Source organism: Streptomyces sp. ALI-76-A (assembly GCF_030287445.1).
In the GTDB taxonomy this organism is placed as follows: Bacteria; Actinomycetota; Actinomycetes; order Streptomycetales; family Streptomycetaceae; genus Streptomyces.
Genome location: NZ_JASVWB010000002.1, coordinates 6,021,533 through 6,034,633 on the forward strand (window position 1 = coordinate 6,021,533; position 13,101 = coordinate 6,034,633).

The window sequence follows — 13,101 nt, forward strand, 5'->3', positions numbered from 1 at the left end:
GAACCGCAGAACCACTCACCACAGCAAAGCCGTTCCAGGGAGCTGTTTTTCCATGAGCGCCGAGACTCCTGCCGCGCCCGGTCGCGATGAGCACTATCTCCGGGTCTTCCAGCGGAACTTCCGCGCCTGGCGGGGCACTCGGCCGTTCTGGGCCGGGCTGTTCGTCCTGCTCGCCGGACTCCCCATCGCCTACTTCCCGTACGCGAACCTTCAGATCGGTCACCTGACGCTGACCATGGCCACCACGGCCGGCGCGGGTTCCCTGATCATCGGCGTGCTGCTCGCCGTCCTGGGCGTCAGCCTCTGGTTCCAGAAGCACGTACGCACCTTCGCGGGCGTCGCGGCGATCCTGCTGGGACTGGTGTCCCTTCCGGTGTCCAACTTCGGCGGTTTCATCGTCGGCTTCCTCCTCGCCCTCGTCGGCGGGGCGATGGCCGTGGCCTGGGTGCCGGGCGAGCCGCTCACGCCGCCGGCGCCGGGAGTGCCCGCGCAGGAGAGCGATGCTCCCGAGGCCGCGGGCCCGGCGGTGTCGTTCGCCAAGGACGCCCCGCCCGCCGCGGACAGCGACCCCGGCACCGCGGTGCCCCAGCCCGTGCACGACCTCGGCGAGCCGAACGATCTGTCAGGAACGATCCCGGTCAACGGGGCGAACGGGAGGCACAGTGCCGGCTGACGAGGTGACCCACGGGATGGACGTGGACGCGTCCCGTGTGAGAACCGGGCCGCGCCACGCGGCACCCAAGAAGCCGCTGTTCACCAGGCTCCACGTGCCGGCCGGCAAGGCGATAGCCCTGGCGGCCATGCCGACCGCGGTCCTCATGGGGATGGGGTTCACACCCACGCTCGCGCTGGCCGACGACCAGCCCACGTCCAGGAGCCTGACGGCCGACGAGTACAAGGACTGCCTCACGGCACTGGAGGACGGCGCCTCGGCGTCGGACGGCCCCTCGCCGTCCGCCTCGCCGAGCGACGGCTCCGAGGACCCGTCCGACGACTCCACGGACTCCCCGGACACCGGCACCGCCGAGCCCAGCCCGTCCGCCTCCCCGGGCGGCGACGGCTCCTCGGGCGGCGACGGCCCGGGATCCCCGGACGACTCCCCTTCGCCGGATTCAGGTTCCGGCGACGAGGCCGACCCCGCCCCCGCGCCCTCGGCCTCCGCCTCCGCCTCGCCGGAGGGGGACGGCGGCTCGGCGTCCGGCACCGGCACCGCGTCGCCCTCGCCCTCCGAGAGCGACGGCAACCTGCTGGAGGAGATCGGCGACGCGATCACCGGTGTCTTCACCGGCGGCACCAAGGCGACGGAGAGCGCGAGTCCGAGCCCGTCCGCGACCCCGTCCGCGTCGGAGAGCCCGGCCGGTTCGGACGGTCCGGCGGGCGCCGGCAAGGACCTCGACGCCGTCGAGGACACGGCCGAGAAGGTCACCGACCCGGTCGGCGACACCGGGAAGGACGCCACGGACAGCGCGTCCGAGGCGGCCGAGGACACCACAGAGGCCGTCGAGGAGCCTGCCGCGAGCGCCTCCCCGGACGCCACGTCCTCGCCCAGCCCGTCCGCGAGCCCCTCCACGGACGCGGAGGACTGCCCGGTCGCCACGGAGGCGGAGAGCGGCATCGACAACGCCGTCCCGCTGCCGGACGCGCCCTGGTACCTGAACGCCAGCTCGCTGACGCTCAAGGGCGCCGACTACAAGGGCGTCGTCGAGGTGAAGACCGCCGGCGGCCAGGTCAAGAAGGTCCTGAAGTACGTCATCTCCGACGGGACCGACATCGGCGACCTGCACCAGACGGTGCAGGACAAGCAGTCCGGGAAGACCTACCACGTGCAGGCGGGCAAGGGCACGACGTCCACCATCCGTGACGGCGACACGATCATGTACACGGAGAGCATCTCCGGGAACCTGTTCGGGCTGATCCCGATCACCTTCGATCCGGAGCACCCGCCGCCGCTGAACATCCCCCTGATCTACTTCACCAACGCGAAGGTCCAGCAGGCCGGCCAGTTCGGCGGCACGCTGACCGTTCCCGGGCTGCACCAGTACACGACCTGACCGGCTGAGCGTCATCGTCGACGGCCTTTTCCGGGAGCCGCCAGAAACTGTGCCCCGCCGGACACCCGTCCGGCGGGGCACAGTCCTGTCCTGCGCGCGGCGGCCCGGGGGTGCACCCGGCGGCAGCCGCTGACCGCGTGGAACGCCGAGGGCGCCCCCTGTCGCAGGGGGCGCCCTCGGCGTCGCGCACAGTCAGCCGCGGCCGGTCAGTTGCCGTCGCCGCCGCCGAGGTGGTGGACGCGGAGCATGTTCGTCGTGCCCGCCACGCCGGGGGGCGAGCCCGCGGTGATGATGACGATGTCGCCCGGGTTGAAGCGCTTGGTCTTGGTGATCTCCTGGTCGACCAGGTCGACCATCTCGTCGGTGCTGTTCACGAACGGCACGACGTGCGACTCCACGCCCCAGCTCAGCGTGAGCTGGTTGCGGGTGCTCTCGTCGGTGGTGAAGGCGATGATCGGCTGGACCGCGCGGTAGCGCGACAGGCGCCGGGCGGTGTCGCCGGACTGGGTGAAGGCCACCAGGCCCCGTCCGCCGAGGAAGTCGGCGATCTCGCACGCGGCACGCGCGACCGAACCGCCCTGCGTACGCGGCTTCTTGCCGGGGACGAGCGGCTGCAGGCCCTTGGACATCAGCTCCTGCTCGGCCGCGGTGACGATCTTCGACATCGTCTTCACGGTCTCGATCGGGTACGCGCCCACCGAGGACTCCGCCGACAGCATGACCGCGTCCGCGCCGTCCAGGATCGCGTTCGCCACGTCGGAGGCCTCGGCGCGGGTCGGGCGGGAGTTGGTGATCATCGACTCCATCATCTGGGTCGCCACGATCACCGGCTTGGCGTTGCGCCGGCACAGCTCGATCAGGCGCTTCTGCACCATGGGGACCTTCTCGAGCGGATACTCGACGGCCAGGTCGCCACGGGCGACCATCACGCCGTCGAACGCCATCACGACGTCCTCCATGTTCTCCACCGCCTGCGGCTTCTCCACCTTGGCGATGACGGGGACCCGGCGGCCCTCCTCGTCCATGACCTTGTGGACGTCGGCGACGTCCTTGGCGTCCCGGACGAAGGACAGGGCGACCAGGTCGCAGCCCATGCGCAGCGCGAAGCGCAGGTCCTCGATGTCCTTCTCGGACAGGGCCGGCACGTTCACGGCCGCGCCGGGCAGGTTGATGCCCTTGTGGTCGGAGACGACACCGCCCTCGATGACGATCGTCCTCACCTTCGGGCCCTCGACCTCGGTGACCTTCAGCTCGACGTTGCCGTCGTTGATGAGGATCTGGTCGCCCTTGGTGACGTCACCGGGCAGGCCCTTGTAGGTGGTCCCGCAGATCTGCTTGTCACCGGCGACGTCCTCGGTGGTGATGACGAACGCGTCACCGCGCTCCAGCTCGACCGGACCCTCGGCGAAGGTCTCCAGCCGGATCTTCGGGCCCTGGAGGTCGGCGAGGACACCGATGGCCCGGCCGGTCTCCTTGGCGGCGGCACGGACGCGGTCGTACCGCCCCTGGTGCTCGGCGTGCGTGCCGTGGCTGAAGTTGAAGCGGGCCACATTCATGCCGGCTTCGATCAGCGACACGAGTTGTTCGTGGGAGTCGACCGCGGGGCCGAGAGTACAGACGATTTTGGAACGGCGCATGGGGCGATCCTATCGGTTTGTTTCGCTACGGAATATTCCGTCTGGCGGAAGATACAAATGGGCGGCTTCGCGCTCAGGCGTGTTACTGCCGTGTATTGCTCGCTGTTCTGCTCAGTCGTTCTTTCCGACCAGCGCGTAGGTCTGTGTGGCGATCTCCAGTTCTTCGTCGGTCGGCACCACGGCGACGGCCACCCGCGCGTGCGCGGGCGAGATCAACCGCGGCTCGTCACCGCGTACGGCGTTGAGCGCGCCGTCCACCGTGAGGCCCAGCTCCTCCAGGCCCGCGACGGCAGCTTCCCGCACGTGACTCGCGTTCTCCCCGACTCCCGCTGTGAAGGCGATCGCGTCCACGCGTCCGAGCACGGCGTAATAGGCGCCTATGTACTTCTTCAGCCGGTGAATGTAGATGTCGAAGGCGAGCTGTGCCTGTTCGTCGCCCTCGTCGACCCGGCGGCGGATCTCCCGCATGTCGTTGTCCCCGCACAGACCGATCAATCCGCTCTTCTTGTTGAGAAGAGTGTCGATCTCGTCCGTGGACATTTTGCCAACGCGCATCAAATGGAAGATGACGGCCGGGTCCATGTCTCCGGAGCGCGTACCCATCACGAGCCCCTCCAAAGGCGTCAGTCCCATGGAGGTCTCCACACACCTTCCGCCGCGCACGGCGGAGGCGGACGCTCCGTTGCCGAGGTGCAGCACGATCACGTTCACCTCCTCCGGGGCCTTGCCCAGCAGTTCGGCCGTGGCCCGGGACACGTACGCGTGCGAGGTCCCGTGGAAGCCGTAGCGCCGGATGCGGTGCTCGTCGGCGGTGCGCACGTCGATCGCGTAGCGGGCGGCCGACTCCGGCATCGTGGTGTGGAAGGCGGTGTCGAAGACGGCGACCTGGGGCAGGTCCGGGCGCAGGGCCTGGGCGGTGCGGATGCCGGTGAGGTTGGCCGGGTTGTGCAGGGGAGCCACCGGGATCAGGCGCTCGATCTCGGCGAGCACCGTGTCGTCGATCACGGTCGGCTCGGTGAAGTGCTTTCCGCCGTGCACCACCCGGTGCCCGATCGCGGCCAGCTGTGGCGAGTCCAGCCCGAGCCCGTCCTTGGACAGTTCCTCCGCCACGGCCTTCAGGGCGGCCTCGTGGTCGGCGATCGGGCCGGTCCGCTCACGGGCCTCGCCCGTGGTCAGCGGCGTGTGGGTGAGCCGGGAGGTCTCCTCGCCGATGCGCTCGACGAGCCCCACGGCCAGCCGGCTGCTGTCCGCCATGTCGAGCAGCTGGTACTTCACCGACGACGAACCGGAGTTGAGGACGAGGACGCGGGACGAGCTCACTGGGCGGACGCCTTCTCGATCGGGGACGGGGCGGAGGACTGGGCCTGGATGGCCGTGATGGCGACGGTGTTGACGATGTCCTGGACGAGCGCGCCCCGGGACAGGTCGTTGACCGGCTTGCGCAGACCCTGGAGCACCGGCCCGACGGCGATCGCGCCGGCCGACCGCTGCACGGCCTTGTAGGTGTTGTTGCCGGTGTTCAGGTCGGGGAAGATCAGCACGCTGGCCTGGCCGGCGACCTTCGACCCGGGCAGCTTGGTCGCCGCGACCGTCGGCTCCACGGCCGCGTCGTACTGGATCGGCCCCTCGATCTTCAGGTCGGTCCGCCGCTGCCGCACCAGCTCCGTCGCCTCGCGCACCTTGTCGACGTCGGCGCCCGACCCGGACGTACCCGTCGAGTACGACAGCATCGCGATCCGCGCGTCCACGCCGAACTGCTCGGCGGTGGCGGCCGACTGGATGGCGATGTCGGCGAGCTGCTCGGCGTTCGGGTCGGGGTTCACGGCGCAGTCGCCGTAGACGAGGACCTTGTCGGCGAGGCACATGAAGAAGACCGAGGAGACGATGCCGGCGTCCGGCCTGGTCTTGATGATCTCGAAGGCGGGCCGGATGGTCGCGGCCGTGGAGTGCACCGAGCCCGACACCATGCCGTCGGCGAGGCCCTCCTGGACCATCAGCGTGCCGAAGTAGTTCACGTCCGAGACCACGTCGTACGCCAGCTCCACGGTGACGCCCTTGTGGGCGCGCAGGGCCGCGTACTTCTCGGCGAAGGCGTCCCGCAGCTCGCTGGTGGCCGGGTCGATCACCTGGCAGTCGCCCAGGTCGATGCCGAGGTCGGCGGCCTTCTTGCGGATCTGGTCGACCGGGCCGAGCAGGGTGAGGTCGCACACCCCGCGGCGCAGCAGCACCTCCGCCGCGTGCAGGACGCGCGGCTCGGTGCCCTCGGGCAGCACGACGCGCCGCCGGTCCGAGCGGGCCTGCTCCAGCAGCTTGTGCTCGAACATCATCGGGGTGACGCGGTCGCTGCTCGGCGCGGAGACGCGCCGGTTGAGGTCGGCGGTGTCGACGTACCGCTCGAACAGGCCGAGCGCGGTCTCCGCCTTGCGCGGGGTGGCCGCGTTCAGCTTCCCCTCCAGGGAGAAGAGCTCGGCGGCGGTGGGGAAGCTGTTGCCGGCCACCGACAGCACCGGGGTGCCGGGGGCGAGGCGGGCGGCCAGGGTGAGGATGTCGTCGCCCGGGACCTCGCCCAGGGTGAGCAGCACGCCGGCGATCGGCGGGGTGCCGGCGCTGTGCGCGGCCAGCGAGCCGACGACCAGGTCGGCGCGGTCGCCGGGGGTGACCACCAGGCAGCCCGGGGTCAGGGCGCCGAGGAAGTTCGGCAGCATCGCGCCGCCGAAGACGAAGTCGAGCGCGTCCCGGGCCAGCCCCGAGTCGTCGCCGAGGACGACCTTGGCGCCGAGGGCGTGCGCGATCTGCGCGACGGTCGGCGCGGACAGGGCGGGCTCGTCCGGGACCACGGAGCAGGGCACCGGGAGGCGGTTCGCGAGCCGCTCGGCTATCTCGTCCCGGTCGGCGCGGGCCACCCGGTTGGTCACCATGGCGAGGACGTCGCAGCCGAGGCCGTCGTAGGCGCGATAGGCGTTGCGGGTCTCGGCGAGCACGGACTCCGCGGTCTGGCCCCGGCCGCCCACCACCGGGATCACGGAGGCACCGAACTCGTTGGCCAGCCGGGCGTTGAGGGCGAGTTCGTCCGGGAACTGGGTGTCGGCGAAGTCGGTGCCGAGGACCAGGACGACGTCGTAGTCCCGGGCGACCCGGTGGAAGCGGTCGACGAGCCCCGACACCAGCTCGTCCGCGCCGCGCTCGGCCTGGAGGGCGGAGGCCTCGTGGTAGTCCATGCCGTAGACCGTCGCCGGGTCCTGGGTCAGCCGGTACCGGGCCCGCAGCAGCTCGAACAGGCGATCGGGGCCGTCGTGGACGAGGGGACGGAACACGCCGACCCGGTCGATCTGCCGGGTCAGGAGCTCCATGACCCCCAGTTCGACGACCTGGCGGCCGTCGCCGCGGTCGATACCGGTCACGTACACGCTGCGGGTCACGCGTGTTCTCCGTTTCGTCTTCGGGTGCTCGGGCGGCCATAAAAAGCGCCCACCGAGGTGAGCGGAACCCTCTTGACAATACCTCTCGCGATAGATAAGGCGCCCGTCAACAGCGGATGCGGCACCGTCCGGTGGGGCATGAAACAATCGGATCTGGCTCACCGGTATCAACAGCGAGCAGGAGACACAGCACGATGCGTATCGGAGTTCTCACCGCAGGCGGCGACTGCCCCGGCCTGAACGCCGTGATCCGGTCGGTCGTGCACCGAGCGGTCGACAATTACGGCGACGAGGTCATCGGCTTCGAGGACGGGTACGCCGGTCTCCTCGACGGCCACTACCGCACCCTCGACCTCGACGCGGTCAGCGGCATCCTGGCCCGCGGCGGCACCATCCTCGGCTCCTCCCGTCTCCAGCGCGACCGTCTGCGCGAGGCCTGCGAGAACGCGTACGACATCGCGCGCGACTTCGGGATCGACGCGCTGATCCCGATCGGCGGCGAGGGCACGCTGACGGCGGCGCGGATGCTGGCCGACGCGGGTCTGCCGGTGGTCGGTGTCCCCAAGACCATCGACAACGACATCTCGTCCACCGACCGCACCTTCGGCTTCGACACCGCCGTCGGCGTCGCCACGGAGGCGATGGACCGTCTGAAGACCACCGCCGAGTCCCACCAGCGTGTGATGGTCGTCGAGGTCATGGGCCGGCACGCGGGCTGGATCGCCCTGGAGTCCGGCATGGCCGCCGGCGCCCACGGCATCTGCCTGCCGGAGCGGCCGTTCGACCCCGCCGACCTGGTCAAGATGGTCGAGGAGCGCTTCGCCCGCGGCAAGAAGTTCGCGGTGATCTGCGTCGCCGAGGGCGCCCACCCCGCCGAGGGCTCCATGGACTACGGCAAGGGCGACATCGACCAGTTCGGCCACGAGCGCTTCCAGGGCATCGGTACGGCGCTGGCGTACGAGCTGGAGCGCCGGCTCGGCAAGGAGGCCAAGCCGGTCATCCTCGGCCATGTGCAGCGCGGCGGCACACCGACCGCGTACGACCGGGTGCTCGCCACGCGCTTCGGCTGGCACGCGGTGGAGGCCGCGCACCGGGGCGACTTCGGCAGGATGACCGCGCTGCGGGGCAACGACGTCGTGATGGTGCCGCTGGCCGAGGCGGTCACCGAGCTGAAGAGGGTCCCGAAGGACCGGATGGACGAGGTGGAGTCGGTCTTCTAGACGGGGCTCCGGGTCCGGGTCCCGGCCGGGGAACCCGGGCGGGGTTCGTCGGGCGCGGGACCACCGGGCGCGGGATCTCCGGGCGGGGTCCTAGTGCCGCGGCAGGCGACGTTTGCCCGTCAAGGAGCGGCGTCCGGTGCGTGCTCTCGGCGTGCCGGCCGGAAGCCCTCGTACTGGATGTACTTGGGCTTTCGGCCGGTGCGGCGAGAGGGCGTGCCGGGCGTCGCGACGGGGCGAACGTTGCCTGCCACGGCACTAGCCCGTGTTGTTCCGGACCGTGGTCCAGAAGTGGTCGACGACCCGGTCCAGGAACTCCTGGCCGGTGGTCCCGGCGTCGCCGCTGCCGCCGCCCCAGTTGAGGGTGGCGACCATCTGCCCGTGGTACTGCCGGTGCAGCTTCTGCAGAGTGTCCTCCAGCAGCCGCCGGCCCAGCGGCACGATCTTCGCGACCGGACGGACGTAGGCCTGCCACCGGGTGGTCACGGCATCGCGCAGCAGCCCGGCGAGTTTCGGCTCGCGGCCCGTGACGGTGACGAAGTCGGGCAGCGAGAGGTCGAGCAGGTCGGCCAGGAGGGCCGACTGACGGTCGGTGCCGCGCCACTCGTCGTGCTCCTCCATGCCGAGGTAGGCGAGGAGTTCGAGCCCGACGGCACGGGCCACGTCCTCCGGCGCGAAGCCGCGGGAGAGCCGGTGCTCGCGCAAGGTGCGCGGCCTGTCGATAAGTTCACCGGGGGAGCACCACAACACACCGGCGAGGGCGGTGAGTTCGCGCCCGGCGGGCGAGGTGATCCCGCGTTCCCAGGCGATGACGAGGTCCGGGGTCACATAGGGCAGCCCGAACGAGGCGCGCATGCCGTAGGCGACGTGCTCGGGTCCCATTCCGAGAGCGGTTCGGAGTCTGCGGGCGGCGGGGGCGTCGAACAGGGGAGGCGGCGGCGGGCTGGGCGGATTCGGCGGTGGGGGTCGGTGCACGGCCACAAAGTAGGGGCCCGGGAGTGCGGTGACTACGGTCAGTTCGGCCAGGATCACAGATTGTAGGAAAATACGGTTTCGGTCGTGGGTTCGGGGTGGCCGAAGATCGTCCGTCGCCGACCCGGGGGCGGCCGGGTGGTGGGCGCGGGGCCGCCCGGACGGGCGGCCGGGCGGTCTGAGGCGCCCGCGTATGGGGCGAAGGGCAAGGTGGAGCGGCATATGCGCGCGGGTCCGCCCGCGCCGGACCTCCGGTTTCCCGCGACGGCCGGCGCCGACGGGACGCGGCGGGTCCCGCCCGTGCGGGCGGACATCGAAGACGCGTACGCCCTGGCCGACCCGCCGATCGGGCTCGGGAAGGCGCAGAACGCGCGGCGCGATCCGAACGTTCCGCTCACCCGGACGGGTGAGGTTCGGCGGGCTCACCCCCTTGACCGCGCCGCCCAGCGCGAACCCGCCGCCCAGCCGTCGGGCGATCAGTACGTACAGCAGGACGACCGGGGTCGAGTAGACGACGGAGAACGCTGCGCGCTGCCCGTACGCCACCATGCCCCGGTTGCCGAAGAACTGCGGCGGATCGACCGGTGCGGGCCCGGGCGGTCCCGGCGGTCCGGGTGTCCCCGGCGCACGCCCGGCACGGCCCGGTCTCCGGCACACTCGACGTACGCCGCGGGAAGGGAACCGAGTGCCGGAACAGGACGTCACCGTCGGGCAGTTGCTGCTCGCCGAATACCAGAGCGTCAAGGACGAGCAGAAGGCGCGGATCGGGTTCCGGGACAACCTGCTCTACGTGACCCTCGCCGTCGTGGCCGCCGTCATCGCCGCGACCGCGCAGGCCGAGCAGCCGTCGATGCTGCTCGCGCTGCCGCCGGTGTGCGTCGTGCTCGGGTGGACCTACCTCGTGAACGACGAGAAGATCTCGGCGATCGGTGCCTACGTACGGGAGGACCTGGGGCCCCGGCTCGCTGCGCTGGCCCGGCCTGGCGGCGGTTTCCAGGCGTTCGGCTGGGAGACCGCCCACCGCGGGGACGCGCGGCGCAGATCCCGCAAGGCCGTCCAGACCGCGGTGGACCTGACGGCGTTCTGTGCCGTGCCGCTGGCCGCGCTGGTCGTCTTCTGGGCGGACGGCGACGGCGGCCGACTCCTGGTCGCGGTGTCGGTACTGGAGGCGCTCGCCGTGACCGGGCTCGCCTCGCAGGTGGTGCGGTACGCGCGGGCGGCGTGACTCCTGTGCGAGGGGCGCGGGCCGAACGCGGCGTGGCTCCCGTCCCGAGGGGCGAGGTCCGTCAACGCCCCCGCCCCACCGCCCCCCGGACCCACCGGTACACCAGCTCCGGCCGCCCCACCTGCCCGTACACCGGAGCCCGCTCGGCCCACCCCGCCTCCACCAGGTGCTCCAGGTAGCGGCGGGCGGTGATCCGTGAGATGCCCACCGCCTCCGCGATGCCCGCCGCCGTCAGGCCCTCCACCGCGTCCCGCAGGGCACCCGTCACCCGCTCCAGCGTCGGACCGCTCAGCCCCTTGGGCAGTGCCGCCGGGCCGGGGGCCCGCAGCGTCGCCAGCGCCCGGTCGACCTCGTCCTGCCCGCTCGCCTCGCCCGCCGCCGCGTGGAACTCGGCGTACCTCACGAGGCGGTCCCGCAGGGTGGCGAAGGTGAACGGCTTCAGCACGTACTGCACCACCCCGAGCGAGACCCCCTCCCGGACCACCGTGAGATCGCGCGCCGACGTCACCGCTATCACGTCGGCCTGGTGGCCGGCCGCCCGCAGCGAACGCGCCAGCTGAAGTCCGTGCACATCCGGCAGGTGCAGGTCCAGGAGGAGCAGGTCGACCGGGGTGCGGTCCAGCGCCCGTCGCGCCTCCGCACCCGTGTGGGCCTTGCCGACGGCCGTGAAGCCCGCGACCCGGTTGACGTACATGACGTGGGCGTCGGCGGCGACCGGGTCGTCCTCCACGACCAGGACACGGATCAGGGGCTGCTGCTCGCTCGTCGTCATACGTCGCCTCCAGAAACCGCGCTTCCCGGGACGGCTCCGCGAGCCGCCCGGTCCTCGGCCACGCTCGCCGGGAGGGCTCCGCGAGCCGCCTCGTCGTCGGCCACGCCCTGCGCGACGACCCGCTGGGCCACGCCCTGCGGGTGGCCCCCCTCGGCCGCGCCCCCCGGGACGTCCCCCTCGGCCGTCCTGCCGACGCCACCCCCGTCCTCCAAGGGCAGCCGCACCTCGAAGCATGCGCCGCCCCCGTCGGCCTCCGCCACCGTCAGGGAACCCGCGTGCCGGTTCGCCGCCTGCCGCACGAGGGCCAGCCCGAGCCCCCGCCCGCCCGGCCCCGACGGCTTGGTGGAGAAGCCCCGCTGGAACACCATCTCCTTGTGGGCCGGGGCCACGCCCGCGCCCGTGTCGCACACCCGGAGCACCAGCTCACCGCGTTCCGTGTACGCCGTCACCGTCACCCGGGCCCGCATGCTGCCCTGGGCCGCGTCCACCGCGTTGTCGATCAGGTTGCCGAGGATGGTGACCAGGTCACGGGAGGGCAGCGAGGGCGGCAGCAGGCCGTCGTCCAGGCGACTGTCCTGCGACACCACCAGCTCCACGCCCCGCTCGTTGGCCTGCGCGGTCTTGCCCAGCAGCAGCGCCGCCAGCACCGGCTCGCTCACCGCCGCCACCACCTGGTCGGTGAGCGCCTGGGCCAGCTCCAGCTCGGCGGTCGCGAAGTCCACCGCCTCCGTCGCGCGGCCCAGCTCGATCAGGGAGACGACCGTGTGGAGGCGGTTCGCCGCCTCGTGGGCCTGCGAGCGCAGGGCCTGGGTGAAACCGCGCTCGGAGTCCAGCTCGCCCATCAGCGACTGGAGCTCGGTCACGTCCCGCAGGGTGACCACGGTGCCCCGGCGCTCGCCGCCCGACACCGGGGACGTGTTGATCACCAGCACCCGGTCCGCCGTCAGGTGCACCTCGTCCACCCGCGGCTCCGACGCCAGCAGCGCCCCGGTGAGAGGGGCGGGCAGGCCGATCTCGGCGACCGAACGTCCGACCACGTCCGCCTCCGACGCCACCCCGAGCAGCTCGCGTCCGCCGTCGTTGATCAGCGCCACCTTGTACTGCCCGTCCAGCATCAGCAGGCCCTCGCGCACGGCGTGCAGCGCGGCCTGGTGGTAGTCGTGCATCCGGCTCAGCTCGGTGGCGTTCATGTTGTGGGTGTGGCGGCGCAGCCGGGCGTTGACGACGTACGTGCCGACCGCGCCGAGCAGCAGCGCGCCGGCCGCCACGGCGAGCAGGGCCGTCAGCTGGCCCTGCACCCGCTTGGTGATCTCCTCGACCCGGATGCCGGCGCTGACCAGGCCGATGACCCGCCGGTCGCCGTCCACGACGGGGGCGACCGCGCGGACCGACGGACCCAGCGTGCCCGTGTAGGTCTCCGTGAAGGCCCTGCCGCGCACGGCGGGGGTGATGTGTCCCCGGAAGCGCTGGCCTATCTCCGACTCGACCGGGTGCGTCCAGCGGATGCCCCGCGGGTTCATGATCGTGACGAAGTCGACGTCGGTGTCGGCCGCCACCCGCAGCGCGTACGGCTGGAGCTCGGCCGTCGGGTCGGCGGTGCCGATCGCCTCGCGCACGGAGGGGGAGTCCGCGACGGATCGCGCCACCGCCAGGGTCTGCCGGCGCGCGGCGTCCTCGGCCTGGCTGCGGTCACTGACGTACGTGAACAGCGCGTACCCGGCGACGACGACCGCTATCAGCACGGCCTGCATGGCGAAGAGCTGGCCGGCCAGGCTGCGGGGTCTCGGGACACGGACGTGCATGCCGTC

At 71.8% G+C, this 13,101-nt stretch carries 10 protein-coding genes; 4 read left to right on the forward strand and 6 right to left on the reverse strand.

Annotated elements, in window-relative coordinates; genetic code table 11:
* Positions 1 to 52 precede the first annotated feature (52 nt).
* Together QQS16_RS28095 and QQS16_RS28100 are read left to right on the forward strand one after the other, a co-directional pair.
* The gene (locus QQS16_RS28095; protein WP_286064806.1) at positions 53 to 673 is read left to right on the forward strand and encodes a DUF6114 domain-containing protein; all 621 of its coding nucleotides are present in this window, start codon (positions 53 to 55) and stop codon (positions 671 to 673) included.
* A complete protein-coding gene (locus tag QQS16_RS28100; protein WP_286064807.1) occupies positions 663 to 2,051 on the forward strand; it encodes a hypothetical protein in 1,389 nt (462 codons plus the stop codon). The genes QQS16_RS28095 and QQS16_RS28100 overlap by 11 nt, the downstream gene beginning before the upstream one ends.
* Before the next feature lie 206 nt (positions 2,052 to 2,257).
* On the opposite strand, the gene pyk is transcribed toward QQS16_RS28100, so the two are convergent.
* The 3 genes from pyk to pta all read right to left on the reverse strand — a co-directional run bounded on the left by pyk (position 2,258) and on the right by pta (position 7,107).
* A complete protein-coding gene (gene pyk, locus QQS16_RS28105; RefSeq protein ID WP_286064808.1) occupies positions 2,258 to 3,688 on the reverse strand; it encodes a pyruvate kinase in 1,431 nt (476 codons plus the stop codon).
* A 111-nt stretch (positions 3,689 to 3,799) separates the two neighbouring features.
* Positions 3,800 to 5,008, reverse strand: a complete 1,209-nt coding sequence (locus QQS16_RS28110; protein ID WP_286064809.1) for an acetate kinase — start codon at positions 5,006 to 5,008, stop codon at positions 3,800 to 3,802.
* Positions 5,005 to 7,107, reverse strand: coding sequence for a phosphate acetyltransferase (gene pta / locus QQS16_RS28115; RefSeq protein ID WP_286064810.1), 2,103 nt, complete (start codon positions 7,105 to 7,107; stop codon positions 5,005 to 5,007). The genes QQS16_RS28110 and pta overlap by 4 nt, the downstream gene beginning before the upstream one ends.
* Positions 7,108 to 7,301: 194 nt before the next feature.
* Between pta and QQS16_RS28120 the strand changes: the two genes are divergently transcribed.
* Positions 7,302 to 8,327 (forward strand): ATP-dependent 6-phosphofructokinase, encoded by a 1,026-nt coding sequence (locus QQS16_RS28120; protein WP_286064811.1) that lies wholly within the window; start codon positions 7,302 to 7,304, stop codon positions 8,325 to 8,327.
* Positions 8,328 to 8,582: 255 nt separating this feature from the next.
* On the opposite strand, the gene QQS16_RS28125 is transcribed toward QQS16_RS28120, so the two are convergent.
* Entirely contained in the window at positions 8,583 to 9,299 is a 717-nt protein-coding gene (locus QQS16_RS28125) for a helix-turn-helix domain-containing protein (protein WP_502963851.1), read from the reverse strand.
* Between the two features lie 682 nt (positions 9,300 to 9,981).
* Between QQS16_RS28125 and QQS16_RS28130 the strand changes: the two genes are divergently transcribed.
* Complete coding sequence (locus QQS16_RS28130; RefSeq protein WP_286064813.1) at positions 9,982 to 10,521, forward strand: hypothetical protein; 540 nt, start codon at positions 9,982 to 9,984, stop codon at positions 10,519 to 10,521.
* A 61-nt stretch (positions 10,522 to 10,582) separates the two neighbouring features.
* On the opposite strand, the gene QQS16_RS28135 is transcribed toward QQS16_RS28130, so the two are convergent.
* Positions 10,583 to 11,293: a response regulator gene (locus QQS16_RS28135; protein WP_286064814.1), complete on the reverse strand. Its 711-nt coding sequence runs from the start codon at positions 11,291 to 11,293 to the stop codon at positions 10,583 to 10,585.
* Complete coding sequence (locus QQS16_RS28140; protein ID WP_286064815.1) at positions 11,290 to 13,095, reverse strand: sensor histidine kinase; 1,806 nt, start codon at positions 13,093 to 13,095, stop codon at positions 11,290 to 11,292. The genes QQS16_RS28135 and QQS16_RS28140 overlap by 4 nt, the downstream gene beginning before the upstream one ends.
* Positions 13,096 to 13,101: the final 6 nt, after the last annotated feature.

Bases quoted from the DNA above. Each gene is read 5' to 3' on its own strand.
- QQS16_RS28095 (WP_286064806.1), top strand. From the start codon at position 53: ATGAGCGCCGAGACTCCTGCCGCGCCCGGTCGCGATGAGCACTATCTC.
- pyk (WP_286064808.1), bottom strand. From the start codon at position 3,688: ATGCGCCGTTCCAAAATCGTCTGTACTCTCGGCCCCGCGGTCGACTCC.
- QQS16_RS28120 (WP_286064811.1), top strand. From the start codon at position 7,302: ATGCGTATCGGAGTTCTCACCGCAGGCGGCGACTGCCCCGGCCTGAAC.
- QQS16_RS28135 (WP_286064814.1), bottom strand. From the start codon at position 11,293: ATGACGACGAGCGAGCAGCAGCCCCTGATCCGTGTCCTGGTCGTGGAG.
- QQS16_RS28140 (WP_286064815.1), bottom strand. From the start codon at position 13,095: ATGCACGTCCGTGTCCCGAGACCCCGCAGCCTGGCCGGCCAGCTCTTC.